Below are 25,853 nucleotides of genomic sequence, written 5' to 3'. Positions count from 1 at the left end.
CTGCGACCAGCGCGATCGCCAGCAGAATGTCCGGAAAGGCCATCATCGCATCGATCAGGCGGGCAATCGGTGCATCGAGCTTCTTGAAGAAGCCGGCGAGCAGGCCGAGCGTCACACCGATGACCGCCGAGAGCGTTACCACGGCCACGCCGACCAGCAGCGACAAGCGCCCGGCATAGATGGTCCGCGAGAAGATATCGCGGCCGAATTCGTCCGTACCGAAGAAGAAGGTTCCGCTCGGCGGTTTCAGCCGGTTCACGATCGAAAGCTTCGACGGCGAATAGGGCGCAATCCAAGGTGCAAGCACGGCAAGCAGCACGAAGATCGCCAGGATCAGCACGCCGAAAGCAACAGTCCTGCGCTTCAGCAGGCGCCTGAAGAACTTGCTGCGCTCGCTCTGTATGGGTTTCGAAGCAATATCGGTCATCAGTAGCGCACCCTCGAATCGATCAGCAGATAGAGCATGTCGATGGCGAAATTGATCAGCACATAGAGCGCGGCGATGACCAGCAGTGCGCCCTGGATGACCGGATAATCGCGGCGAAGCACCGCGGAAACCACCAGATTGCCGACACCCGGCAGGCCGAAGACGGTCTCCGTGACCACCGCGCCGGAAATCAGCACGGCTGCGGTGAGGCCTATCACCGTCAGGATCGGGATCAGCGCATTCTTCAAGGCGTGCTTCAGGACGACGCGGCGCTCGATCAGGCCCTTGGCGCGAGCGGTGCGGATATAGTCATCTCCGAGCACGTCGAGCATCGAGGCCCGCGTGAAGCGCAGGATGAGCGCCGAAGAGACGATTCCGAGCGCAAAGGCAGGCAATGTGAGGTGATACATGCGATCGAGGAACGTCGAACCGGGACCGCCATAGCCCGACACCGGGAAGAGGCTGAAGCGGACGGCAAAGAACTGTATCAGGATAAGGCCGAGCCAGAAGCTCGGGATGCTGGCAGCCAGCATTGCGACCGTCGTCGCCGCCTGGTCGACGAGGGAGCCGCGGCGATAGGCGGCATAGATGCCGATTGGCAGCGCGATGATGCTGGCAATCAGAAGCGAAAAGACGGTCAGGAAGAAGGTAGGCTCGGCGCGATCGAGCAACGCGGACGTGACCGGCATGTTGAGGAAGATCGACTGGCCGAGATCGCCCTTCAGGAGCTGGCCGATATAGTAGACATATTGCACGCCGAGCGACCGGTCGAGGCCGAGGTTGGCGCGAAGATCGGCAATGTCCTGAGGCGTCGCATCCGGCCCGAGCATCACGGCCGCGGGATCGCCAGGTGTGACACGCACGATCACGAAGACAATCGTGACCACGAGGAACATGACGACGATCATGCCGAACAGGCGTTGTAGGATGTAGCGTATCATGGATATCCGATCCTCAGGACAGCGGGAGACCGGCCGCCATGCGGCCAGCCTCCGGAGCCACCGTTACTTCTTGATCGAAGCGTTCCAGAAATACGGCCAGGGAGCCGGATCAACGCCCTCAAGTTTGGTGGATTCCGCAGCAAGCGCGTTGAAATCACCGATTTTCATGAAGGCGACATCGCCGTAGATAGCCTTCTGGACATCAGCCCACAGTGCCACCCGCTTGTCCGGATCGACCTCCGACGTGAAGGCATCGACCGCCGCCTTGCGGACCGGCGTATCCCACCAACCGGGCGAGCTGGTCGAAAGCGCGCCAATCAGCGCCGGCTCGGGCAGGAACGGGCTGTGGGTGATATAGATGTCCCAAAGCTTCGGATCGGTGCGGCGCTGCGTCAGCGTCGCCCAATCGACCACCTGCATGTCGACGGTGAAGCCGGCAAGCTTCAGATATTCCGCGGCGACCTGCGCCATCTTGTAGTGGAATTCATACTGCCGGCTCGTCAGGATACGAAGCGGTTCGCCATTGTAACCCGCCTTCTTCAAGGCCTCTGCAGCACCCTCCGGGTCGGCGAGGTTGTAGGCGCCCTCGACACCGGCATCGGTGTGCCAGGAATAGGCGTCGGGATAGATGTCGCCGTCAAGCGTGTAGAAATCCGTGCTGCCGAAGGCAGCCGCCATCATGTCTTCCATGCTGAGCGCCTGGCGGATCGCCTTGCGGACCTCGACGTTCTTGGCGATGCCTTCCTTGGTATTGAAGACGAATACCGGATAGCCGAAGGGTTTCAGCATGACCGGCTGGGTTGGGCTCGAGCCTTTCAGCTTGTCGAAGGATTCGACCGGAAGGGAATCGACATAGTCATACTGACCGGAAACGGCGGCCTCGACTCGGGTGTTCGGATCCGGAACCGGCACGAAACGGATTTCGTCGAGATACTGGTGGCGTGCGCCGCCATAGCCGTCGCTCTCGCCGTCACGCGACTTGTAGCCGTCGAAGCGTGTGAGCTGGATATACTGGTCCGCCTTGCGCTCCTTCAGCATATAGGGACCGGTTCCGACGAAATCCTTCATCGGCGCGTCCTGCTTTTCTGACGGAATGATGATGGCCGCCGAGTTGTTGAAGGCAAGCAGCGAGGTCAGCGGTGCATAGGGCTGCTTCAGCGTGATCTTGACGGTGGCCGGATCGACGGCGGTGATCGTGTCGATAAACCCGGCCGCCTGCTTGCCGCGCGAGGCGACCTTCGTCCAGCGGTTCAACGAGGCCACGACGTCTTCCGAGGTCATGTCGGTATTGTCGTGGAACTTGATGCCGGTCCGGAGTTTGATGGTGTAGGTTTTCCCGTCTGCGCTGATCTCAGGAAGGCTTTCGGCAAGAAGCGGCGTGACCTTCCAATTCTTGTCGAACGTATAGAGCGTCTCGAAGATGTGCTGCGTCACGATGCCGACGAGATCGGCCGTCGACGACATCGGGTCGAGCGTCGGCGGCTCGCCGATGGTCGCGACATTGATGACGCCACCCTTCTCCTGAGCCATGAGCGCGGAAGGCAATGCGACGAGCGCGGTGCCAAGAAGGCATGCAAGGACAGTTTTCATGCTGCTGATCTCCCGTTCAGTAGTTCCACAATTATGTTATAGTGAATTTTATAATAGAATAGCCAACGAGGAGGACCTGTCAATCAAGAAAGAGCAAACGGTCCGATCTCTCCCTATCCGCGTATCCGCGCAAAGCGTGAACGAGAGGGATTTCGTCGTCACCCACCTGAGCAACGACGAAGCGCGTCGATCATGGGTCAGCCGTAGCAATGAGTGTATTCGCCTACTCGGAAGTCGTCGAAACGTTGGGACCAGCGTTTCCCCGGCCAGATGTAGTCCACGCGTCCTTCTGCAGGCCGGTAGACGGCCGTGTAGAGCGTTGGGTAAGGACTCCGCCCGGAATAGAGCGGCGGCATAAGGAATAGGTCAGTCAGCCTCGAAAGAGACATCGAAGGCTCCTCCAGAGCCTGTAGAACCCGGAGCTGACGCGCCATTGAAGACGATGAGGGCCTTGCGGTTCGCTGATGGTTCGTGCAGGCCTTCAGACGCGAAATGACCGGTCGCTGGCGGGGGCCGAGGAACAGGGTGGCGTAGCGGCCCGAACGGTCCAGGACGGTCACGTTCTGTGGAAGCGCCACCGGAATTCGGCACAGCGCCTCCACCGCCTGGTTCACGTGGTGGCAGGTCTCGAGGACGTAGCGGATCATGAGGATTATCGAGAAACCGACGCCCTGAGTGCGGCTTCCGCCGAGGGTCACGCTGGCGACCAGTCCTTCTTCGTTCATCCCGTCGACGCAACCTCCCCAGGGTCGCTGGGCCTTCGAGATCACCCTTAATCCCGACCATGCGGTCATCTCAAAGCGGTCCGAGACGATGTCGGGCGGATAGTCGAAGTTGCGGACCAGTGCCGGGCCTTCTTCTCCAAGCCAGACAGCCTGGCTGCAGCCATAACGTTCCGGCGCGGGACGGTAGTGGCTCAGCATCCTGTGCGCGACCTCATCGTCTCCGACGAGGGCGCAGGCGTCCTCATAGTGGGGAATCAACTCCGGCATGTGCTGCAGCAAGGCAGCGCGACAGTCTTTGGCGGTTGGGATCTGCGACACGGCTTGGCCGAAATACCAGCTCTCGGCCTCAGTTCGCCCAGCGATAAAACGGGATAGCCAAGCTTTCCCGGGCCGGTCCTCCCGCGCTGTGACGAACGTCTTGTCCATAGCAAAAGGAGTATAAGAATTGAACAGCGCGAATGGCAAGGAAAGCCTTGACGTCTACTCGCGACCCAGCCTCTGCCGGTGAACCTTTCTGGGTCAGACACTCGCTCCTGAACGAACAAAGCCCGGCGCTGTGCTGGACAGCTCCGGGCCTGTTTGACTGCGATTGAAGACAATGCAGTCATTTGCAACGACATTATGGACGTGCGTTGCACTAAGCTAACGTGTGTCGAAGCGATATGTTCCCGAGCCAAATCAAATGGTGAAATCGCACGTCTCGGTCCGCGCCATTCCGCGCCAGACCAGACACGTCAGGTCCGTTGCCGCTTTTATACGAAGATTATATCAGCGCCTGCCCGTCCCAATCGAAAACATATGCCACAATCGATAGTTTTTCCGTCGCGGACGAGTCTTCGTCGGTGCTGATAGATGCATTTTTGCTGGAAGGAAAAAGACGATGTATGGTCGCTGGTGGGCATATTACTTGCAGGCGCGCGAGCGTCAGGTGGCTCAGTCTCATCCATCTTGGAAAACGCGGCAAACGAATGAGGTTGCGTTCAATCGCACAGACGACCTCTGGATCTTGGTCAGGCTCGCCCTGGTCCTCGCTGTCTTCTTTGCCGGCCTCGCATGCATCCTCTGGGTCGCGAGCTGACTGCCGAACGATGAAGTCAATCGAGCTGAACGAGATATCGCGGGCGACGGTCAGGAGATTTGTCTGGAAGTGCTACATCGCGTCTGCGATTGCCTTGTTCTCCAAGGCAAACTACCTGACATCGGCATCCCGATGCTTGTTCCTGTACGCAGCCCTTGCGGCCGTCGTCGCCACATTTACCCGCCAGCGCTACTCCGCCGACAGCCTTAATCATTGGAGCGAAGCGCTGTGGCTGAGCTTCCTCGCAGCGGGCCTGTATTTGCTTTTGTGAGCTTTCGGATCGCTCTTCGTCTCCATTTGTGCCGGATCCTATACTCAGATGCGGCCTGCTATGCGATCCTGCTGCGTGCTGTGAAATACATATCCTGTCCCAGGCTCGGTAACCAGGTATCTGGGTTTCGCCGGATTCGCCTCGATCTTGCTGCGAATTTGCGAGACATAGACACGGACATATTGGCTGTCGACCTGTTCGTTCCACATCTGCGAAACCAAAAAACGGTGCGTCAGAACCTTTCCCGCATGCCGAGCAAAGATCTGTAATAGGTCGAATTCCTTACGGGAGAACGAGATCGAGCGTTCCCGTAACGTTACGGAGCGCTTCTCGGCATCGAGCTCGAATTCTCCAATCCGAACGGGCAGCCGAGTCTCCGGTCTTATCATACAGCGTCGCAACATTGCTCGGACCCGCGCGCCGAGCTCTTCAAGATTGATGGGTTTTGTCAGGAAATCGTCCGCGCCGGCATCCAGCGCCGCAACCTTCACCCCGGTATCGCCTCTATGCGAGATGACAAGAATTGGAGCCGCGGCGAATATCTTGCGAAGCTCCGGGATCGTCTGAGAACCATCAATATCGGGAGCTGCAAGATCAAGGATGATGAGATCCGGCTCCGTCTCTGCGCGTCTGACAGCCTGAGCGGCGGAAGCGGCGGCAAAGGTGCGATAACCCAACGAGCCGATCAGCGCGGCGAGAGTGTGCCGAAGCTTTTCCTCGGTTTCAATGATCAGTATCTCGGGGGCATGGATCGGCATCGCAGACACGTTGGTTGCCTTTCTGTCTCGCTGCTTGGAAAAGCGACCTTCGACCGATTACCAACTTAATTGTCAGAACGACGTTATATTTTCGGGATCTCTATAAAGGCTATATAAGTATCGGCATCAAACGCTTGGATCATTACGCCGTCTTTACACAAGCGCGTAAAATCTCAGCACTAACCTTATACGCGAAGCAATAAATCACGTCGGCAACTCTGATTACTTAAGGAGTCGACACACATGATAAGCGTTTTCCTACCCTTTGCTCGGCGGTTTGCATCTGCCGCGCTGATCTTCCCGTCAGGAAGACCCGACAATTCGTTATGCCGGATCAATCGCTTTCCGGGGGAAACACTGTCGTGACATCTTCACTGATGACAACGTTGGCCGGCGTCTGCGCCACTGGCCTGTGCGTTTACCTATTCTACGCCCTCGTGAAGCCAGAGCGCTTCTGAGGACGGATCAACAAATCCAACAATCAACCTGGTGGCAATTATGGGCGACCTCGTATTCGTGGCGGTGACGCTCGTCTTCTTTCTTTTCACAGCGGGGTTCCTCGTGACCCTGGATCGGATCTGAGGACGCGCACGTGACACAAGACATCATTCAATTCATCGTCATTCTCTCGATCATGACCGGCTTGGTCGTGGTCCTCGGCAAATGGATGACGCATCTTTTCACAAGCCCCAAACATAACATCCTCGAACGTGTGACATACGGTGTCCTCGGCGTCGCGCCGGAGGAGAGGATGTCCTGGAAGCGGTACGGCATGGTGCTCGTGCTGAGCAACGCCGCGATGATGCTTTTAGGCTACCTGATCTTGCGATTGCAGGACCTTCTGCCTGGCGATCCATTGGGCCGCGCATCTCAAGCACCGGATCAGGCATTCAACACCGCTGCCTCGTTCATAACCAACACCAACTGGCAGTCCTATGCTGGCGAGTCGAGCCTGTCGAATTTCTCGCAAATGGCGGTGATTACCTTCCTTATGACCGTCAGTGCTGCGACCGGCGTGGCAGCAGCGGGTGGTTTCATCCGGGGCCTCAGCCGCAGAAGCACCGCCGATATCGGCAACTACTGGGTCGATTTCACGCGCGTTACCTATCGCTTGCTTCTGCCGCTTTGCCTGGTCATGGCGCTGGTCTATGTCTGGCAGGGCATGCCGGAAACGCTCAGCGCGGAGGCAATCGCAAGCACTCTCGAGGGCGCCAAGCAACAACTTGTTGTCGGACCGGTCGCCAGCCTGGAGTCGATCAAGCACATCGGCACCAACGGCGGCGGCTTCTATTCGATGAACGCGGCACATCCGTTTGAAAACCCGACGCCGCTCACGAACACGCTGCACATCCTCAGCATGTTGCTGATCCCTTCGGCGCTCACCTACACCTTCGGCGCTATGATCCTGCGTCGCCGGCAGGGATGGGCCTTTTTTGCCGCCTTTCTCGTCATGTTCGTGGGCTTCCTTGCCCTCGTCTATAACTCCGAGCAGAGCGGCAATCCGTTGCTTGCTCGACTGGGAGTCGACCAGACCCACACAGTTCTCCAGGCTGGCGGTAACATGGAAGGCAAGGAGCTGCGTTTCGGCATCGCCCAGACCAGCCTGTTCGTAACGACCACGACCGCAGCCACGACCGGCTCGGTTGACTCGATGCACTCGTCACTCACTCCGCTTGGCGGTTTCGTACCGATCGCGCAGATGATGCTGAACAACGTTTTCGGCGGCGACGGCGTTGGTCTCATCAATTTGGTGACCTATGCGATCCTGACGGTGTTCCTGGTTGGCATGATGATCGGGCGCACGCCTGAATTCCTCGGAAAGAAGGTCGAGGCCCGCGAGATGAAGTATGTGATGCTCGCGATCCTGGCTCACCCGTTCAGCATTCTCAGCTTCACGGCGCTCGCATGCCTCATGCCATCGACGCTCAACAGTCTTGCTAACTTGGGCCCGCACGGCTTCAGCGAGGTTCTCTATGCCTACACGTCGGGCACCGCCAATAACGGCTCAGCCTTTGCAGGCCTTAACGCGAACACGCCCTTCTTCAACACGACGATTGGCTTGGCCATGTTGATCGGACGCTTCCTCACGCTGCTGCCCATGCTGGCGGTCGCAGGCGTGCTGGCAGCCAAAAAGACCGTGCCGGAAGGTCCGGGAACGCTTTCGACTGCAACGCCTTTGTTCACCGGTCTTCTAGTCTTCGTCATCATTGTCGTCGGCGGTCTAACGTTCCTGCCGGCCTTGGCTCTGGGTCCGGTCGTCGAGCATCTATTTATGCTCTCCGGCACGACTTTCTAAGGATTGCTTCCCATGCAAAACATATCCAAAGCAACAGCGCCCGTTGCCCATTCTGTCACTCGCGGCGTTGTGCGACCGGCTCTCGTGTCTGCCGCCTTCTTCATGGTGGTCACCGGCATTGCCTATCCCCTGGCGACAACCGGCCTTGCCAAACTTCTCTTCCCGAGGCAGGCCGAAGGAAGCCTTGTTATCGCCAATGGACAGGTGGTCGGTTCAAGCGTCATTGGCCAGTATTTTTCGAAGCCAGAATATTTCCATAGCCGGCCAAGCGTGACGTCGGGAGCGGACCCGGCTGATCCATCGAAGACGATCGATCAGCCTTACAACGCCGCCTCAAGCGCGGCGAGCAACCAGGGCGTTACCAGTAAGAAGCTTCTGGACGCGGTTGCGGATCGCACCCAGGCTTACCGAGAGGAGAATGGACTTGCACCGGATACCCCGGTTCCGGTCGACGCCGTCACGGCATCCGGCTCAGGCCTCGATCCCCATATTTCTGTTGCCAACGCCAGGCTGCAGGCGGCCCGCGTGGCCACGGCACGCGGCGTTTCGACGGAGAAAGTGCAGGCGTTGATCGATCAGAACACGAGCGGTCCGCAGCTTGCCATTCTCGGTGACCCGAGGGTCAACGTTCTTGAACTCAATCTCGCGTTGGACGAGACCTCACCGGTCCGTCCTAACGCACAGTGAATAGGCGGTGCCTCATGTCACGTATAGACGCAGTGGCGCCGCAAGGCGCGGATATTGGCAGCAAGGCTAGGCCGGTGAAATGGACATCGGTCATCGGTGAGGCTTTCAAGAAGCTTTCCCCGCAGGTCCAAGTGAAGAACCCGGTGATGTTTGTCGTTTACCTCGGCAGTATCATCGCAACGCTTTTGTGGATCCAGGCCCTACAGGGTCAAGGGGAAGCCCCTGCCGGCTTTATTTTTTGGATCGCCGCCTGGCTCTGGTTTACGGTGCTCTTTGCCAATGCCGCCGAGGCGATGGCAGAGGGGAGAGGAAAAGCGCAAGCCGATGCTCTCCGTGCAACCCGTCAGACAGTGGTAGCGCGAGTTCTCAGTGATGCCACTCGAGGAAGCTCGTCCACATTGATGCCAAGTGACGAGTTGGAGGTTGGGGCCTATCTGCTCGTCGAAGCCGGCGAAATCATCCCGACGGACGGCGAGATCGTGCAGGGGGCTGCCTCGGTAGACGAATCGGCCATCACCGGTGAATCTGCCCCCGTGATCCGTGAGGCGGGCGGTGATTTCTGCTCGGTCACCGGCGGGACCCGCGTGCTGTCCGACTGGATCATCATGCGTGCGACTGCAAAGCCGGGCGAAGCCTTCCTCGACCGCATGATCGCCATGGTAGAGGGCGCCAAGCGCGGCAAAACCCCGAACGAGATCGCTTTGACGATCCTGCTCGTGGCACTCACGTTGATCTTCCTCCTGGTTTGCGTGACGCTGCTGCCGTTCTCGAGTTTCGGTACGATCGTCAATGGCACGGGATCCGTAGTGACGATCACCGTGCTCATCGCCCTGCTGGTCTGCCTGATTCCGACAACCATCGGCGCATTGCTGTCGGCTGTCGGCATCGCGGGCATGAGCCGGATGATGAAGGCCAATGTGCTCGCAACATCGGGGCGCGCTATCGAGGCAGCCGGCGACGTCGACGTCCTGCTTCTCGACAAGACCGGTACGATCACGCTTGGCAATCGCGAGGCCACCAGGTTCCACCCCGCGCCGCGTGTCGATGAGCGCACGCTTGCCGACGCCGCCCAGCTTGCTTCGCTCGCTGACGAAACGCCGGAAGGCCGCTCGATCGTCGTGCTCGCGAAAAACGCCTTCAACATGCGCGGCCGCGAACTCAAAGGAGCGGAGGCAATCGCGTTCAGCGCTCAGACGCGCATGAGCGGCATCAACATCGAAGGGCGCCAGATCCGCAAGGGCGCGGCGAGCGCAATCCGCGCCCATGTCGAAGCGATCGGCGGTGTGTTCCCACAGGAAGTCACCAAGATTGTCGAGGATGTGGCCCGGCGCGGCAGCACGCCTCTGGTGGTTAGCGATGGTGTCACCGTTCTCGGCGTTGTCGAACTCAAGGACATCATCAAGGGCGGAATCAAGGAGCGCTTTGCCGAGTTGCGCGCCATGGGCATCAAGACCGTGATGATCACGGGCGACAACAAGCTGACGGCTGCGGCCATTGCGGCCGAAGCGGGCGTTGACGACTATCTGGCCGAAGCCACGCCTGAAGACAAGTTGCGCCTGATCCGCGAATACCAGGCGGAAGGGCGGCTTGTCGCGATGACCGGCGACGGTACCAACGACGCGCCCGCGTTGGCGCAGGCAGATGTTGCTGTTGCAATGAACAGCGGCACGCAGGCGGCCAAAGAGGCCGGCAACATGGTCGACCTCGATAGCAACCCCACGAAGCTGCTGCGAGTCGTCGAGGTCGGCAAGCAGATGATCATGACACGCGGTGCGTTGACGACGTTCAGCGTTGCCAATGACCTGGCGAAGTATTTCGCTATCATACCGGCGGCTTTCGTCGCGACGTATCCGCCGCTGGCAGCCCTTAACATCATGGGTCTCCATAGCCCGGCGTCGGCGATCCTGTCGGCGGTGATCTTCAACGCGCTGATCATCGTAGTTCTGATCCCGCTCGCTCTGCAGGGCGTGAAATATCGTGCCGAGCCGGCCGCGCGGCTGCTGAGCAGGAACCTGGTGATCTATGGATTGGGCGGGATCATCGCGCCCTTTATAGGTATAAAGCTGATCGATATTCTGCTGACGCCTTTCCTCTGACGGAGGGACTGCCGCTAGAGAAAGAAAGCAGGCTTAGGGTAGACAATTGACGATGAAGGATCACCGACCCGATCCCGACGACCTTCTGAAGGTTGCCAAGGATGAAAGCCATCGCTCCAAACGCGGACAGCTGAAGATATTCTTCGGCGCCTGCGCGGGGGTAGGCAAAACCTTTGCAATGCTTCAGGCGGCGCGCCAACTCCACGCGGAGGGTGTTGCAGTCGGAATCGGGATCGTTGAAACGCACGGGCGCAAGGATACCCAAGAGCTGACGGAGGGACTTCCCGTTTTGCCGCGCAAGACGATGAGCGGCAACGGGAGGTCCACCACCGAGTTCGATCTCGATGGTGCGCTCGTCTCCGGATATAAGCTCCTGGTTGTCGACGAGTTGGCACACAGCAACGTCACCGGCAGCCGCCATACCAAACGCTGGCAGGATGTCGAGGAACTGCTCGATGCCGGTGTCGACGTCTATACGGCGGTGAACGTCCAGCACCTCGACAGCCTCAACGATATTGTCGGCGGCATCATCGGGGTTCGCGTGCGGGAAACCGTTCCTGACCGCATCTTCGACGCCGCAACCGATGTCGTTCTCGTTGACCTGCCGCCGGACGACCTGCTGGCGCGCATGAATGCAGGCAAGGTCTACCTGCCGGTATCGGTCGAGCGAGCGCGACAGAATTTTTTTCGCCGCGGCAATCTGATTGCTCTGCGCGAACTGGCGCTTCGGCGCGTCGCCGACCGCGTCAATTCCGATGTGCGGAGCTACCGCGTCTCCCACGCCATCAAAACGGTTTGGCCCACGCAGGAATTGCTCATGGTCTGTGTCAGCGCCGACCGCTCCCAGGATCGGCTGGTCCGCGAAGGTGCGCGGCTTGCTCAACGCCTGCAGGCCAAATGGATCGTGGTTCATGTCGATCAACCGTTTCAAGGCGACGACCCGAGAGCGCGCGAGACCTTGTTGAATATCGCCGCCTCTGCCCAAGCCGCAGGGGCGGAGTTTGCGAATGTACCGGGGCAGGATGTTGCCGAAACTCTCATGGATTATGCGCGCAAGCGCAACGCCACCAAACTCATTATAGGTAATTCAGCCCGTCGGCGGTTCATGCCTTACCGGCCGCGACTTCAGGAACGCATCGCACGCGCAAACCCGGAAATGGGTTTGATCCTGCTGGGCGTGGACGAGGTTCGGCCGACAATCAAACGCAATGTTGCCGATGAGCCCGTGGGTTATGGCCGGACACTTGCGATTGCGACGCTCGCCTGCGGCGTGACGACCGCACTCGCTGCCTCATTGATCCGCGTCTTTGACCTCTCCAACGTCGTCATGTTGTTCCTGATGACGGTCGTCTTTGTCGCCATGCGTCTCGGGCGTTTCGCCGGTGCCTGGGCGGCTTTGCTATGCGTCGCGTGCTTCGATTTCTTCTTCGTCGAGCCGAGACTGTCCTTCGCCGTCACCGACACCCAATATATCTTCACCTTTGCCCTGATGCTGGTCGTAGCGCTCGTCATCAGTCAGCTCGCCGCTCGCATGCGTTCCGAAGCCAGGGTCGCACGCGCAGGAGAGCGTCGTGCATCTGCACTTGCTCGCGTTGCCCGCGATCTCTCGAGCGCCATAAAGCTCGAGCAGGTCATCTCGGTGTGCCGTGATGCCATCACGCCTTTGTTCGGTGCAACCGTGCTTCTTCTGATCCCGGACGAAAAGGAACGCCTGGTCCCCACCCAGGATGCTGCCCTTATCGACTTGTCTGTGGCTCAATGGGCCTTCGATCACGCTCAGGAAGCAGGTCTCGGCACCCAAACGTTGAATGCGGCTGACGCGCTCTATCTGCCTTTGAAGGCGTCGATGGCCACCCGAGGGGTGCTGGCCATTCTGCCAACCGACGCTCCTTTATCAAACAATCCCGACGACCGGCGCCTCCTCGACGCCTGCTGTTCGTCCATCGCTCTTGCCCTTGAACGCATCCACTTTGTCGAGGTTGCTCAAGACACGCTGGTCCGGATGGAAGGCGAAAAGCTGCGCAATGCGCTCCTTTCAGCGGTCTCTCACGATCTCAAGACGCCGCTCACCGCCATACGCGGCCTGGCTGAAACGCTCGAATCTACAAAGGATCTTCCCGAGGAGGATCGAAGCGATCTCGCACGCTCTATTCGCGTTCAGGCGGATGAGCTCAAGCGGCTCGTGAGCAATCTGCTTGACCTCGCGCGGATGCAGAGCGAGGGGGTGCGTCTCAACAAGGAATGGCATTCTCTTAGCGAGATTGTCGGCAGCGCGCTGGCGCAATCGGCTCCGCTTCTGAAGCCACGGACAATCCGGACCAACCTGGCGGCCGACCTGCCTCTCGTCGAGGTCGACGCGACCCTCATCGAGCGCGTTCTGATCAACCTGTTCGACAATGCTGCGAAATATACGCCGACGACGAGCACCATTGCAGTTCGTGGCGGCGCCTCAGGCGATTCCATGTATCTGGTCGTCGAGGACGATGGTCCCGGCTTGCCCGCGGCTGACCCCCAAGTGCTATTTGAGCCTTTCACCAGGGGTCGGAAAGAGTCGTCGATTGCCGGAGTTGGCCTTGGTCTTGCGCTTTGCCGCAGTATTGTTACGGCCCATGGAGGAACTATCCGGGCCGAGATGCGAAAGCCACACGGCGCTGCCTTTGAAATCCGGTTGCCATTGGGCACGCCCCCTGAAATCGAAAGCGAGATTGTGAATGATCAAGTCAAGAGTGCTGATCGTTGAAGACGAAGCCGATATTCGCCGTTTCGTCCGCATGGCGCTTGAAAAGGAGGGAATGAGTGTCTTCGAGACCGCTACGGCTGAGGAAGCCCGCATAAACGCCGTAAGCCGCAAGCCGGATCTAATGATCGTCGATCTCGGCTTGCCGGACGGTGACGGAAAAGATTTGATCCGCGAGGTCAGAGGTTGGGTTTCGGCACCCATCCTCGTACTTTCCGCTCGGGAACGGGAATCCGAGAAGGTCGAGGCACTGGATGCTGGGGCCGATGACTACCTCATAAAGCCCTTCGGCGTGCCCGAATTGCTGGCCCGTGTACGGGCACAACTGAGACGCGCCAACTCGGTGGGGCAGGGAGTGGCGATTTCTCCCTCCGTCAAATTCGGGAAGGTCGAAGTCAACCTGGCCACACATGAGGTGCTGCGGAAGGGCGAGGCCGTCCATCTGACGCCGAACGAATTTCGGTTGCTGACCGCCTTGATCAGAGGTCACGGCAAAGTGCTGACACACCGGCAACTGCTTATGGATGTCTGGGGGCCGGGCTACGCCGAGCGCTCTCATTACATTCGCATTTACATGGCTCAGTTGCGGCAAAAGCTCGAGGACGATCCATCGCAGCCCGTCTATCTTATCACCGAATTGCAGGTTGGCTATCGTCTCGCCGGGCTTGAGGTCGAAGTCGGCTGAGGCAATTGAGCCGTGCAGTGTTGTTCACTGCGGCTGGTATGGTGAAGCAGACGGGTACCCTGTTCGCAATATAGAACCAAGCAAGCTTCTTTACGCCGACTAGTGCACTGCCGGGACCTCACATCAGAAACTAATAGGCCGTATTTTCCATCAGGGCGTGTATGCTTAGAATGTATAGAGCCATGCTGTTTAAGTCGTTGACCGCATAGGCAAATGGCGTTTTTCTTTCCGTCAAATTCTTTTGCACGGAGAGAAGGTTTCAATGACGGGCAGCTTCACCGACGCCATAGATATCGAAATCCAATGGCAACGTTTGATCTCCTTCCTTTCAGAAGCGGCGCTCACGATCGTCAAGACATCGTTCTCGAAGATCGTAAGCGAAGGCGGCGATTTCGGTTGCCTCTTCTATGACAAACACGGCCGGATGATCGCCCAGGACACAGGCGTCTCCAGCAAGCTTGCGCCGTCTCCACGAACGGTGGCCACGATCCTGGAGCGCTTTTCGGCCGGCAAAATCAACGAAGGCGACGTCTTCATCACCAATGACCCGTGGCTGTGCTGCGGCCATCTCTACGACATTTCGGTCATTAAGCCGCTCTTCCATCGTGGTGCGCTCATCGGCTTCGGCGAATGCCTCGCGCACGTGCCCGATATCGGTGGCAGCCTGACAAACAACTCCCGCGAGGTCTACGAGGAAGGCCTTTGCCTTCCGGTCATTCACCTCATCAAGGCCGGTGAGGATATTCCGGAGGTATGGGACCTGATCAGGGCAAATGTCAGGGTGCCCGACCAGCTGGAGGGCGACATCCGCGCGTTCATCTCCGCCCTGGAACTCGGCGAGAGACGCGTTACGGCATTCCTCGCGGATCAGAAGCTCGACAACCTGCAGGGCATTGCCGACGAGATCATCCGGCGCTCGGAAAGCGCCATTCGCAAGAGCATCCTGGAGAACATTCCCCCGGGCGTCTACACAAACCGGATTTCGCTCGACGGGCTTGAATCGGAGGAGCCGCTTTCACTGTCGGTCACCATCGAGAGGGACGAAAACGGCAACCTGACAGTCGACTACGATGGAACCGATGGTCAGAGCGCTGTCGGCATCAACTGCACGGAAGCCTACTCCCACGCATGGACCTTGTACGCGATCCGCTGCATCGTGGCGCCGTCCACTCCCTATAATGAAGGCCTGTTCAAGCCGATATCCATGAAGGCGCCGCTCGGCTCCTTTTTGAACGCCCGCCATCCGGCTCCGGTCCGGATGAAGTCGAGCACCGGCAACTTCATCCCGGCCGCGATCTTCGGGGCGCTTGCATCCATCACGCCGGAGAGGGTCATTGCCGAATCCGGGATCAAGTGCGTCATCCGCTGCTTTGCCACCGCGGACGACGGTCGTGCCCTGGCGGAGACCCCGCACTTCATGGGTGGAATTGGCGCGAGATATTCGAAAGACGGTGTCTCCTGCATGTCGTTTCCGGCCGCCGGCGCGGAAACGCCCATCGAAATGCTCGAAAACTCCCTCCCGATTACCATCACTCACAAGAAATTGATTCCGGACTCGGGAGGCCCAGGGCGCTACCGGGGCGGTCTCGGACAGCAAATCGGGATCCGATCGGAAAGCGCGCACCCGCTGAAGATGCTCGTCCAGAACATCAAGGTCCATACCGCAGCCATCGGCTATGCCGGTGGCCACGACGGTGGCCACGGCTTTAACCGCATGGGAGATCGCGACCTGCCTGGAAAGACGAATGTCGTTTTGCAGAAGGGCGAAACGATCGAAATCGGCCTTTCAGGCGGCGGCGGCATGTTCGATCCCCAAACCAGACCGATCGACAACGTCCTGAGCGACGTTGCCGCAGGCCTCGTCACGCCGGCGGCCGCAAGGCGCGTTTACGGGCTGGTCTTGAGCGACGACGGACAGCTCGACAAGGCAGCGACACAGGAACTGCGCACGGCAAGGAGGGCTTGATATGTATCGGTTAGGCATCGATATTGGCGGCACTTTCACCGATCTGGTTCTTCTCAACATCGACACAGGCGAACGGAGGCTGGGCAAGGTATTGACGACGCCGGACGACCCCGCCGTTGGCGCATTGCGGGGCATTGAAGCAATCCTCTCCAACGCGGGTGCTACGGCCGACGAGCTCCGGCATGTCATTCACGGCACCACTCTCGTCATCAACGCGATCATCGAACAGAAGGGCGCCCGCACGGCGCTTTTGACCACCGAAGGCTTCCCCGACATTTTGGAGATGCGGCGGGGCAAGAGATTCGACATCGACGATCTCTTTATCGAAGTTCCAAAGCCTCTCGTACCGAGAAACCTGGTGGGCGAGGTGACCGAACGCATGGACCACAATGGCAAAGCGCTGACGCCTCTTGACGAAGAGACGGCCAGGATTGCCACCCAAACCCTGGTCGAGGCGGGGGTCGAGGCGATTGCCGTGTCCTTCCTTCACTCCTACCGAAACGCCGAACATGAAATCCGCACACGTGAGCTTATCCGGGAGGTAGCGCCCGAAATTCCGGTCAGTATTTCATCCGAGGTCGCACCCGACATCAGGGAATATGAGCGCACGTCGACGACCGTCGCCAACGCCTACACCCAGCCGATCATGCGCCGTTACCTGAACAGGATGGCCGCCGATCTGAAGGGGCTCGGCTATCGGCACGATCTCTATCTGATGCTGTCCGATGCCGGGCTGACGACGGTCGATACGGCGACGGCCTTTCCGATCCGTCTTATGGAATCTGGCCCGGCAGGGGGAGCGGTGACCGCCCGCCACTACAGTGACCTGCTGGGGCGTCCGGACCTTGTCGCCTTCGACATGGGCGGCACGACTGCCAAGATCACTTTCATTTCCGGCGGAGAGATATTGACATCCGACGAGCTGGAAACGGCGCGCCGCTATCGCTTCAAGCGCGGCAGCGGGCTGCCGATCCGCATTCCCGTCGTCGAGATGATGGAGATCGGCTCTGGGGGAGGGGGGATCGCCACAATCAACGACATGGGCCTTCTCAAGGTCGGTCCCCACAGCGCCGGCGCAAGTCCAGGACCGGCCTGCTACGACCTTGGCGGCGACAATCCGACCGTCACGGATGCCAACCTGGTTCTCGGATACCTCAACCCGTCCTACTTCCTCGGCGGGAGGATGACCCTGTCCGCAGAAGCCGCTGGCGCCGCCCTTGGCAGGCTCGGCGATCGAGCAGGGCTCGATCTGACCCGGACCGCCTGGGGTGTCCACGAGATCGTAACGGAAGACATGGCGCAGGCAGCCCAGCTGCATCTGCTGGAACGCGGTGTCGACCCGCGGAAATTTTCCCTGGTCGCGTTTGGCGGCGCGGGTCCACTCCATGCCTGCCGCCTCGCCAAGAAACTCGGCATTGGCGAGGTCGTCATTCCGTCCGGCGCCGGCGTGGCCTCCGCATTCGGCTTCCTTGCGGCTCCGCTGTCCATCACCCTCGTCCAGGGCTATCCGATTGAGCTCGCGAGCATCGATCTGGACCACTTGCACGCCCTCTTCGAGCAGTTGGAAAGCCGCGGGCGCACATTCGTGGAGCGGGCCGGCGTCAAGGCCTCGGAGATCTCAATCCGTCGCTTTGCCTCGCTACGCTATCGCGGACAGAGTAGCGAGCTCAAGATCCCCGTCCCGAACGGCCGGCTCACGAAAGACGATATCACCCATCTGTCTGCGGCTTTCTCGGATGAATTCCAGCGTGTCTACGGGCGCGCAAACCGTAAGGTGAAGGTTGAAGCCCTGAACTGGCAGGTCCAGACCTCCGGCCCGAAGCCGGTTGTGGCGAACGCCAAGGACAGCGGCACGATCGAGCACACGCCTGTCGGCGGCACCCGCATGGCCTTTTTCGAAGAGGCCAACGGCTATGTCGTGACGCCAACCTACGTACGCTCGGCGCTGGCGGTCGGATCCAGCCTGCGGGGGCCACTTCTCGTCGAGGAGGACGAGTCCACCACGGTGATCCCACCGGACGCGTCCCTGACAATCGACGAGCACCGCAATCTCATCATCAGGTTCGATACGCATGTGAATTAGCCGACAACAATGGTTCAAGGGAGGAGTAACCATGTTCAAGCAAGTAACAGGTTCAGGCAGAGGTCAATCGATCATGCGAGGGCTGATGGCGCTCGCCGTGAGCGCCATTGGCTACCAGGCGGCCGCAGCCGCCGACGAGGCGACCATCGAGGCCGCCAAGAAGGAAGGTTCGGTCGTCATCTACAGCGCCTCGCCGTCCGAGCTGCTCGACGAGCTGACGAAAGCCTTTAACGAACGCTATCCGGGGATTCAGGCGGAGTACTACCGCGCAGGCTCCTCGCAAGTCTATGAAAGACTGATTGCCGAACAGGATGCCAACCGGGTCAACGGCGACATCATCCACGTCTCGGATGTGGCGACGATCACCGACCTGAAGGATCAAAAGCGGCTGGAGGCCTACCAGTCGCCGGAATACCAAGCCTACGATTCCAAATATGTCGACAAGGACTTCACCTGGTTCGTGGCCCGGGCCCACTTCCTCAACATCGCCTACAATCCCGCCTTCGTCTCGGATGCCGAAGCGCCCAAGACCCTCAAGGACCTCGCCGACCCGAAATACAAGGGCAAGGTCGGCATCATGGATGTCCGTCTCTCGGGCGGCGCCTACACGTGGCAGTATGCGATCTGGAAGCTTTACGGACCCGATTTCTTCGCCCAGATGGCCAAGAACGAGCCCAAGCTCTACCCCGGTCACGGGCCGATCAACGACCGCATCATTACCGGTGAGCTGACGACGGGCGTCGACCTCAACTACATGACCGATGAAGCCATCCTGGACAAGGGCGCTCCCATCAAGGCCCTCTATCCGCAGGACGGCGCGCCAATGATCTGGAGCCCGGTCGGCATCGTGGCGAAGGCACCCCACCCGAACGCCGCCAAGGTGATGATGGACTTCCTGGCATCGAAGGAAGGCCAGGCGATCTTCAACTCGCAATACAGCTACTCGCTTCGCCCGGATGTTCCAACGCGCGAGGGAATGACCCCGCTCACCGAGATCAAGGTGCTCGATACACCGCTCGACGACATGATCGCCCAGCAGAACGCGATTCAGGCAGCCATCCGCAAAGCTTGGGGTTTTCAATGACGCATTCATCGCACGGAGCCACGCAGAGCCTCGCGCAATTCTGCTCGCGGCTTACCTATGACGCCATTCCGCGCTCTGCCGTGGAGATGGCAAGGAACCTGCTGCTCGATGGGCTGGCCTGTCTCGTGGTCGGGACACGCGGTGGCCCTGGAAAAAGTGCCGCGGCAACGGTGAAGAGGCTCGGCGGCCATCCGCAGTGCACGATCTTCACCGGAGGTTTCAAGGGCTCCGTGCGCGACGCCGCCTTCGCGAATTCGATCGCACTTTACAGCGTCGGTCTGAACGATATTCACAAGCCCTCGACGTCGCACCCTGGCGGCTGCATCGTCATGCCGGTCCTGGCGACCGGCGAGTGGCTGGAGCGCGACGGAAAAGACATCCTGACCGCGATGGTGGCGGGCTACGAGGTGAACGGCAGGCTTGGAACCGCGACGGCTCCCAGCCACCGTGAGAGAGGGTTCCACACCACCGGGACCATCGGCACCTTCGGCGCGACCGCCGCCGTCGGGCGCATGATGGGCGCCGACCCGGCCGCGCTTGCGAGTGCCTTCGGGATCGCGGGGAGTCAGGCGGCAGGCCTTTACGAATTCCACCACGACGGCACGCTGACGATGATCTTCCATGCCGGGCGGGCAGGCCAGAACGGCGTCGAGGCCAATCTTCTCGTTCAAGACGGACTGTCCGGTCCCGCGACCGTCATAGAAGGCAGCAAGGGCTTCTGCAAGGCGACGACGGATCAGTTCGACGAAACCGTGCTGACGCAGGATCTCGGTGAGAGGTTCCTGATCGAAGAGACGAGCTTCCGTCTCTACTACGGCTGCAGCTCGACGCTCGCAGCCTCCGGGGCGACCGAAGAGATCCTGCGCGGCCTTTCGAACGAGGCCCGCATCGCCGAAATCGAGGTCCGCTGTCATCCCGTCGTCTTCCGTGACAACAACGAGGTCAATCCGTCCACGCTACTCGCGGCCCGGCTGAGCATGCAATACAATATCGCCCTCATCCTGCATCGCGGTTCGGTGCTGAGGGGCGATCTTGGAGAGGAAGAGCTCTGGGATCCGGATATCCGCCGTCACCTGCCTCAGGTGCGCTTGATCGCGGACGAGAGCATGCCTCGCTTCGGCGCTGCCGTGCGCGCGCAGATGGAAGACGGCCGAATCGAGGAAAGGGCCATAATGGCGCCCGTCGGCGACGCCGCCAGCCCACCGAGCTTTTCCGACGTTGCTGAAAAATTCCGCCGGATGGCGGGACCGATCGGAGAATCCTCCGCAGTCGAGAGGGTCATCGGCCTTGTGGAGAACCTGGAGGCAAACAGCTGCCTGGATCTCACCTCGGCGATTTCGGACGCATGCCGCGCTGCGGTACATTAACACTGAGATATCGAAAAATGACGCAGAAAACAAAGAGTTGGCGCATGCCCGCCGGCGAAACTGCTGTCACGGCAGTCCTCGTCGTCATCATGCTCATTCTGGTCGCCTATCCACTGGCGAGTCTTGTCTATGGAAGTCTGAACGTCTCCGGTCCGGATCGCTCGGCGGGAGGACTCAGCGCGGCGAATTTCGCAAGGATATTGAGCGACCCGCAGTTCTGGATGGCCTGGCGCAACACCATCCTCGTCAGCATCGGCTCGTCGGTGTTGGCGCTCGTCTTCGGGCTCGGAACGGCCTTTTTGATATCGCGCACCGATCTCCCCTACCGGCGCATCTGCGAACTGCTGGTGATCCTACCGATCTTCATCTCCCCCTTCATCGGCGCGATCGCCTGGAGCGGGCTCGCCGCACCGAATGTCGGCCTGCTCAACCGCGTGTTTTCGGGACTGGGACTGCCGATCCACGTCAACATCTACAGCCTGCCGGGGATCGCCATGGTGCTCGGCTTCTATATGACGCCCTATGTGTTCCTGTTTACTTCGGGTCCGCTGACGTCGATCGATACCTCGATGGAGGAAGCTTCACGGCTGTCGGGTCAGGGCATGTTCCAGACGCTGATGCGCGTGACGTTTCCCCTCGTGACACCCTCCATTTTCGCCGCCGCACTGCTCGTCTTCGTCCTGTCTATGGAAAATTTCGGGGTTCTTGCTGTGCTCGGCGTGCCGTCGCAGATCCCATTCATCCCGACGGAGATCTATCTGAAATTCTCCTATCCGCCGCCGGACTACGGATATGCAACCGTCGTGTCGATCTCCTTCGTGCTGATGACGGCTCTTGGCCTGCTCGTCCAGCGCAGCTTCCTCGGGCGTAAGAACTACGTCGCCATCAGCGGCAAGAGCTACCGCCCGATGCTGATTTCCCTCGGCCGGGCGCGCTGGGTCGCCTTCGGCGGGGTTCTGCTGTTCGTCTTCATTTCTACGGTCCTGCCCCTGTTCACGATGGTGATGGCGTCCTTCCAGTCCTACTGGACTACGAAATTCACGGCGTTCACCTTCGTCAACTATGAGGCGGTGTTCACCCGCGGCCTGTTCATTCGCGCCGCCCAGAACTCTTTCCTGCTTTCCTTCGTGGGTGCATTCATCGCCTGCGCCCTTGCCGGTGCCGTGGCCTATGTCGTGTCGCACACGCGGGCGCCGGGCAGGGCTTTCCTCGACATACTGAGCTCGATGACGGTCGGCGTGCCCGGCGTTGTCCTCGGCGTCGCGCTGCTTTGGGCATGGATCCGCGTGCCCCTGCCGATCTACGGCACGATCTGGATCCTGCTGATCGCCTACATCACCCGCTTCCTGTCCTTCGGCATTCGCAACATGTCGGCGGCACTCACCCAGGTGGATCGCGACCTGGAAAATGCCGCCAGGGTCTCGGGCGCCTCCAAGACGAAGGCCGCGCTGACGATCACCTTCCCGTTGATCAGGGGCAGCATCGTCTCCAGCTGGGTTCTCTACTTCATCTCCTTCATCAAGGAGTTGAACACTTCCGTCCTGCTCTACGCATTCAATTCTGTCGTGCTGCCCGTCCTGATATTCGACGCATATCTTGAGGGCCGCTATCCGGAGGTAGCCGCGCTCGGCACCGGCATATCGGTCATCGTGCTCCTGACGCTTGTGCTTTCGGCGCTGGTATTCGGCGTAAAAATCAAACCCAAGGCTTAAGGAGAAAGCCATGCTTCGAGTTACTTCCCTCGGCAAGTCTTTCGGCGCCTTCGATGCTGTTCGCGACGTAACCATCGAGGCGGCCGAGGGCGAGCTGGTCACGCTCCTTGGTCCCAGTGGATGCGGCAAGTCGACGACCCTGCGCTGCATCGCAGGCCTCGAACCGCCGACATCCGGTGAAATCACCATGGGCGGGGAGTGCATTTTCTCCGACCGGAAGGGCGTCAACATCCCGCCTGAGCGCCGCCGGATCGGAATGGTGTTCCAGTCCTATGCGCTATGGCCGCATATGACCGTTCTCGAAAATGTCGCTTATCCGCTGCGCCAACAAAAGCTGTCGGCAACGGACCGGCAGAAGCGCGCGCTGAACGCGCTTGAACTCGTCGGCCTCGCCGGTGCGAGCGCATCCTCTCCCGGCATGCTTTCCGGCGGCCAGCAGCAGCGCATCGCGCTTGCGAGGGCTCTCGCGTCTGAGTGCCGGATCCTTCTGTTCGATGAGCCTCTCAGCAATCTGGATGTTCGGCTGCGCGAACAGCTCCGCAATGAAATCCGCGATATCCAGAAGCGCCTTGGCATCACTGCCGTCTACGTGACGCACGACCAGTCGGAGGCGCTGGCGATTTCCGACCGCATCGTCGTGATGGACAAGGGCCGGATCGTGCAAATCGGGCCGCCGGAGGCGCTTTATGCCCGGCCGAAGACGCGGTTTGCCGCGAGCTTCCTTGGAAACGTCAACCTTCTCGAAATGACGGAAATCGGCACCGCTGTATCCGATCCTGGCTGGTTGCGCTTGAGCGGCGAAGACGGCGAAGAAAAGCGAGCGCCCATCGGCGATCACGCCAGCGGGGCGGCGGCCGGCAATCGCGTTCAGCTCGGCGTGCGGTGCGAACTCATCAAGCTCATGGCGCCGGGCGAGGATGTCTTTGTCGGCGACAATCGCTGGGAGGGCACGATCCGGGCTTCGATCTTCCTTGGCGACTGCATCGAGTACGAGATCGCGACACCGCGCGGCACCGTGCTGAAGGCCAAGGTTCCCCCCTATGTCCGTTTCAAGGCCGGCCAGGCTGTTGTGGCGAGCGTGGCCCCCCAGGACTGCTTCATCATCAGAGATTGAAAGAGGAGACAAAACATGAAGCTGCGTGACTTGCATCCCGACCTTCTCAAAGAAGTCGATATTGATCCCCAGGAGCGATGGATGACGCCGGTCGTCAACAAGGTCGCGATGGGGCACCGCCCGCAGGGCGTGATGGATAAGGTGATCATCCGCGACGACACGCTGCGTTCGGGCGTCAACACGCCCGGCGTCTACGTCAAGAACGACGTCAAGATGCGCGTCGCCGAGAAAATCGAAGGCATGGGCGTGGTGGAAGCCGAGGTGGGTTATCCGACCATCCCCGAGCATGTCGAATTCGTGAAGATGTTGAAGGCGGCCGGTTCGAAAATGGAACTCGGCATGCACACACGCTATTACGATCCGGACTATCGGACCGAAATCGAAAAGACGATCGATGCCGGGGCCGATCTCGTCAATCTCGTGGGCTACTGGGGCTACATCATGACCCATGCACTTTGCCCGCAAAACTGGAACGGCAATATCGAGGAGCGGATCGGCGATGCGGTGCGCCATGCAAAGCGGCACGGCGCCAAAAAGATTGCGGTTGGAACCGACTACCATCGCCTCGACCTCGTCGCCCGTGTCGTCAAGGCGGCCGCCGAGGCGGGTGCCGACCGGATTGTCGTCTACGACGTGCGCGGCTGGTTCGTACCCGAGAGCATGTCGTTCCTGGTCCGCTACGTGCGCGCGCTTGCTGGCCCCGACATCGAAATCGGCGTGCATTGCCATGACGACATGGGCCTGGCAACGATCAATTCCATCGAAGCCGTCAGGGCCGGAGCGCTGACCTGCGACGTGACAGTCAACTCGACCGGCCATCGCTGCGGCAACGCCGCCTTCGAACAGGTCGTTCCGGCCCTGGAGTCGCTTTACGGGATCAAGACCGACATCGACATGACGCAACTCACCTCGCTGACCGACATGATTGCCGAACTCTACAAGGTTCCGATCCCGACCAACCTTCCGATCACCGGCAAGCACATGTACTCCTATGGTGGCAGCCATCTCGGCGGCATTCTTCGCGGTCAATGGTACTTCTGGGAAAACATCCGGGCCGAGACGGTCGGCAACGTTCGGTCGGTTGCCTTTGGGCCGACATCGCTGCGCCGCGGCAAAACCGCGCCGGTCTCCATCAAGGTCGAAACGATGGGCTTCGATCCGGCTTCCGCCAATATCGAAAAGGTCTTCGAAAAGCTCGAAGAGCTGATTTACGAGAAGGTCGAGATCAGCGAAGGCGAGGTCGAAGAGGTCATTCGCAAGATCTATGCATAACCGAACTTGCCCCGGCCGGCTGCGGCCGGGGCAGGCCATACGTTGCTTTCCTATTGCAGGAACCCGAGCTCGCGTGTGTAATCAGCGGCAAATTTCGCAAACAGCTGCGTCAGTTTCGAGCGGGCCTTTTGAAGCGGGAAAAGCATGCGAAATTCGTAGATTAACTGCGGCTCGAAGGGGCGTATCACGAGCCCCTTGGCGACGAAGGCATTGGCACTGATCGGATCGATGATCGAAACGCCGTTGCCTGCGGCGACGAGATCGGAAATGATCGCGCTCGTCTGCGCTTCGATGACGATGTGCGGCTCGATGCCCGCTTTTGCGAACGCCCCGTCCACCTTCTGTCGATGCCGGGTCTCCGGTGCCATGGCGACGAACGGAACTCCATTGAGATCCGACGCCGAGATGCGCTCCTTGCCGGAAAGCAGGTGACCGATCGGCATGATGCAGACGCCGCTCGATCTTGCGAGTTCGGCCGTGGCGGACGCCGGGTAGTCGACCGGATAGTTCGTCAAGGCAATATCGAACTGCTGCGTGTCAAGCCACGACCTCACGTCGCGACTGAGAACCGTTTTGACGCTGACGACGGCGTCGGGTTGCACGGCCATGAACCGATTGATGACGGTCGGCAGCACGCCGTGCGCGATCGGCATCGTCGACAGCGTATTGACCGTGCCCGAATACCGCTTCAGCCCCTTTATGTAATTTCCGAGATAATCGAGCCCGACAAAGGTGCGCTCCAGCTCCCTGAAGAGCATTTCCGCCTCGGGCGTCGGTCGCAGGCGGCCTTTCGATCTTGCAAAGAGGTCGAGGCCCGCGTGATATTCGAGATCGGAGACAAGCCGGCTGACTGCGGGCTGCGTCATGCCCAGCATCGCGGCCGCTTGAACCGTCGTCCCGGTCAGCATCAGAGCGCGAAACGCCTCAAGCTGGCGCAAGTTCAACATATGTTTCTTTCGACCTC

At 59.9% G+C, this 25,853-nt stretch carries 19 protein-coding genes and 1 pseudogene; 14 read left to right on the top strand and 6 right to left on the bottom strand.

Features of this window, described 5'->3' with window-relative positions; all coding sequences use genetic code 11:
- The 4 genes and pseudogenes from HGP14_RS22905 to HGP14_RS22890 form a co-directional block, all read right to left on the bottom strand.
- A pseudogene (locus HGP14_RS22905) lies at positions 1-427 on the bottom strand (ABC transporter permease); the annotation flags it as partial.
- On the bottom strand, positions 427-1,368 hold the full coding sequence (locus HGP14_RS22900; protein ID WP_168832179.1) for an ABC transporter permease: 942 nt from the start codon (positions 1,366-1,368) through the stop codon (positions 427-429). The pseudogene HGP14_RS22905 and the gene HGP14_RS22900, both read right to left, overlap by 1 nt.
- Before the next feature lie 63 nt (positions 1,369-1,431).
- Positions 1,432-2,958, bottom strand: a complete 1,527-nt coding sequence (locus HGP14_RS22895) for an ABC transporter substrate-binding protein (protein WP_168832178.1) — start codon at positions 2,956-2,958, stop codon at positions 1,432-1,434.
- A 197-nt stretch (positions 2,959-3,155) separates the two neighbouring features.
- On the bottom strand, positions 3,156-4,109 hold the full coding sequence (locus HGP14_RS22890) for a C45 family autoproteolytic acyltransferase/hydolase (RefSeq protein ID WP_168832177.1): 954 nt from the start codon (positions 4,107-4,109) through the stop codon (positions 3,156-3,158).
- Positions 4,110-4,771: 662 nt separating this feature from the next.
- On the opposite strand from HGP14_RS22890, the gene HGP14_RS22885 reads away from it, so the two are divergent.
- Positions 4,772-5,032, top strand: a complete 261-nt coding sequence (locus HGP14_RS22885; protein WP_168832176.1) for a hypothetical protein — start codon at positions 4,772-4,774, stop codon at positions 5,030-5,032.
- Positions 5,033-5,076: 44 nt separating this feature from the next.
- On the opposite strand, the gene HGP14_RS22880 is transcribed toward HGP14_RS22885, so the two are convergent.
- Complete coding sequence (locus HGP14_RS22880; protein WP_246704546.1) at positions 5,077-5,790, bottom strand: response regulator; 714 nt, start codon at positions 5,788-5,790, stop codon at positions 5,077-5,079.
- 326 nt (positions 5,791-6,116) lie between these two features.
- On the opposite strand from HGP14_RS22880, the gene kdpF reads away from it, so the two are divergent.
- From kdpF to HGP14_RS22815, 13 genes are all read left to right on the top strand, one after another.
- Complete coding sequence (gene kdpF, locus HGP14_RS36685; protein WP_409527094.1) at positions 6,117-6,248, top strand: K(+)-transporting ATPase subunit F; 132 nt, start codon at positions 6,117-6,119, stop codon at positions 6,246-6,248.
- 134 nt (positions 6,249-6,382) lie between these two features.
- Positions 6,383-8,086 carry a potassium-transporting ATPase subunit KdpA gene (gene kdpA, locus HGP14_RS22870; protein WP_312862167.1) on the top strand — a complete coding sequence of 568 codons (1,704 nt, stop codon included), beginning with the start codon at positions 6,383-6,385 and terminating at the stop codon, positions 8,084-8,086.
- A 12-nt stretch (positions 8,087-8,098) separates the two neighbouring features.
- A complete protein-coding gene (gene kdpC, locus HGP14_RS22865) occupies positions 8,099-8,773 on the top strand; it encodes a potassium-transporting ATPase subunit KdpC (RefSeq protein ID WP_168832174.1) in 675 nt (224 codons plus the stop codon).
- Between the two features lie 14 nt (positions 8,774-8,787).
- A complete protein-coding gene (kdpB, locus tag HGP14_RS22860) occupies positions 8,788-10,869 on the top strand; it encodes a potassium-transporting ATPase subunit KdpB (protein ID WP_168832173.1) in 2,082 nt (693 codons plus the stop codon).
- Positions 10,870-10,921: 52 nt separating this feature from the next.
- A complete protein-coding gene (locus tag HGP14_RS22855) occupies positions 10,922-13,609 on the top strand; it encodes a sensor histidine kinase KdpD (RefSeq protein ID WP_205927286.1) in 2,688 nt (895 codons plus the stop codon).
- Positions 13,581-14,291: a response regulator gene (locus HGP14_RS22850; RefSeq protein WP_168832171.1), complete on the top strand. Its 711-nt coding sequence runs from the start codon at positions 13,581-13,583 to the stop codon at positions 14,289-14,291. The genes HGP14_RS22855 and HGP14_RS22850 overlap by 29 nt, the downstream gene beginning before the upstream one ends.
- Before the next feature lie 262 nt (positions 14,292-14,553).
- Positions 14,554-16,257 (top strand): hydantoinase B/oxoprolinase family protein, encoded by a 1,704-nt coding sequence (locus tag HGP14_RS22845; RefSeq protein WP_168832170.1) that lies wholly within the window; start codon positions 14,554-14,556, stop codon positions 16,255-16,257.
- Between the two features lies 1 nt (position 16,258).
- Positions 16,259-18,340: a hydantoinase/oxoprolinase family protein gene (locus tag HGP14_RS22840; RefSeq protein WP_168832169.1), complete on the top strand. Its 2,082-nt coding sequence runs from the start codon at positions 16,259-16,261 to the stop codon at positions 18,338-18,340.
- Positions 18,341-18,371: 31 nt separating this feature from the next.
- Positions 18,372-19,424 (top strand): ABC transporter substrate-binding protein, encoded by a 1,053-nt coding sequence (locus HGP14_RS22835; protein ID WP_168832168.1) that lies wholly within the window; start codon positions 18,372-18,374, stop codon positions 19,422-19,424.
- Positions 19,421-20,791 carry an MmgE/PrpD family protein gene (locus HGP14_RS22830; protein WP_168832167.1) on the top strand — a complete coding sequence of 457 codons (1,371 nt, stop codon included), beginning with the start codon at positions 19,421-19,423 and terminating at the stop codon, positions 20,789-20,791. Before HGP14_RS22835 ends, HGP14_RS22830 begins: the two co-directional genes overlap by 4 nt.
- A gap of 17 nt (positions 20,792-20,808) precedes the next feature.
- Positions 20,809-22,503, top strand: a complete 1,695-nt coding sequence (locus tag HGP14_RS22825; protein WP_168832166.1) for an ABC transporter permease — start codon at positions 20,809-20,811, stop codon at positions 22,501-22,503.
- 10 nt (positions 22,504-22,513) lie between these two features.
- The gene (locus HGP14_RS22820) at positions 22,514-23,617 is read left to right on the top strand and encodes an ABC transporter ATP-binding protein (protein ID WP_168832165.1); all 1,104 of its coding nucleotides are present in this window, start codon (positions 22,514-22,516) and stop codon (positions 23,615-23,617) included.
- 15 nt (positions 23,618-23,632) lie between these two features.
- Complete coding sequence (locus HGP14_RS22815; protein WP_168832164.1) at positions 23,633-24,889, top strand: LeuA family protein; 1,257 nt, start codon at positions 23,633-23,635, stop codon at positions 24,887-24,889.
- 50 nt (positions 24,890-24,939) lie between these two features.
- Here HGP14_RS22815 and HGP14_RS22810 read toward each other — a convergent pair whose 3' ends face one another.
- Positions 24,940-25,836 carry a LysR substrate-binding domain-containing protein gene (locus HGP14_RS22810; protein ID WP_168832163.1) on the bottom strand — a complete coding sequence of 299 codons (897 nt, stop codon included), beginning with the start codon at positions 25,834-25,836 and terminating at the stop codon, positions 24,940-24,942.
- Between the last annotated feature and the right edge of the window lie 17 nt (positions 25,837-25,853).

It is taken from the genome of Rhizobium sp. P32RR-XVIII, assembly GCF_012641395.1.
GTDB lineage: Bacteria > Pseudomonadota > Alphaproteobacteria > Rhizobiales > Rhizobiaceae > Rhizobium.
The sequence above is the reverse complement of the archived record's forward strand: the minus strand, read 5'-3'. Positions and strand labels throughout refer to the sequence as shown.

Bases quoted from the DNA above. Each gene is read 5' to 3' on its own strand.
- HGP14_RS22820 (WP_168832165.1), top strand. From the start codon at position 22,514: ATGCTTCGAGTTACTTCCCTCGGCAAGTCTTTCGGCGCCTTCGATGCT.
- HGP14_RS22895 (WP_168832178.1), bottom strand. From the start codon at position 2,958: ATGAAAACTGTCCTTGCATGCCTTCTTGGCACCGCGCTCGTCGCATTG.
- HGP14_RS22835 (WP_168832168.1), top strand. From the start codon at position 18,372: ATGTTCAAGCAAGTAACAGGTTCAGGCAGAGGTCAATCGATCATGCGA.
- HGP14_RS22900 (WP_168832179.1), bottom strand. From the start codon at position 1,368: ATGATACGCTACATCCTACAACGCCTGTTCGGCATGATCGTCGTCATG.
- HGP14_RS22815 (WP_168832164.1), top strand. From the start codon at position 23,633: ATGAAGCTGCGTGACTTGCATCCCGACCTTCTCAAAGAAGTCGATATT.
- kdpF (WP_409527094.1), top strand. From the start codon at position 6,117: ATGCCGGATCAATCGCTTTCCGGGGGAAACACTGTCGTGACATCTTCA.
- kdpC (WP_168832174.1), top strand. From the start codon at position 8,099: ATGCAAAACATATCCAAAGCAACAGCGCCCGTTGCCCATTCTGTCACT.
- HGP14_RS22840 (WP_168832169.1), top strand. From the start codon at position 16,259: ATGTATCGGTTAGGCATCGATATTGGCGGCACTTTCACCGATCTGGTT.
- HGP14_RS22825 (WP_168832166.1), top strand. From the start codon at position 20,809: ATGACGCAGAAAACAAAGAGTTGGCGCATGCCCGCCGGCGAAACTGCT.
- HGP14_RS22850 (WP_168832171.1), top strand. From the start codon at position 13,581: ATGATCAAGTCAAGAGTGCTGATCGTTGAAGACGAAGCCGATATTCGC.
- HGP14_RS22830 (WP_168832167.1), top strand. From the start codon at position 19,421: ATGACGCATTCATCGCACGGAGCCACGCAGAGCCTCGCGCAATTCTGC.
- HGP14_RS22890 (WP_168832177.1), bottom strand. From the start codon at position 4,109: ATGGACAAGACGTTCGTCACAGCGCGGGAGGACCGGCCCGGGAAAGCT.
- kdpB (WP_168832173.1), top strand. From the start codon at position 8,788: ATGTCACGTATAGACGCAGTGGCGCCGCAAGGCGCGGATATTGGCAGC.
- HGP14_RS22880 (WP_246704546.1), bottom strand. From the start codon at position 5,790: ATGCCGATCCATGCCCCCGAGATACTGATCATTGAAACCGAGGAAAAG.
- HGP14_RS22885 (WP_168832176.1), top strand. From the start codon at position 4,772: ATGAAGTCAATCGAGCTGAACGAGATATCGCGGGCGACGGTCAGGAGA.
- HGP14_RS22810 (WP_168832163.1), bottom strand. From the start codon at position 25,836: ATGTTGAACTTGCGCCAGCTTGAGGCGTTTCGCGCTCTGATGCTGACC.
- HGP14_RS22845 (WP_168832170.1), top strand. From the start codon at position 14,554: ATGACGGGCAGCTTCACCGACGCCATAGATATCGAAATCCAATGGCAA.
- HGP14_RS22855 (WP_205927286.1), top strand. From the start codon at position 10,922: ATGAAGGATCACCGACCCGATCCCGACGACCTTCTGAAGGTTGCCAAG.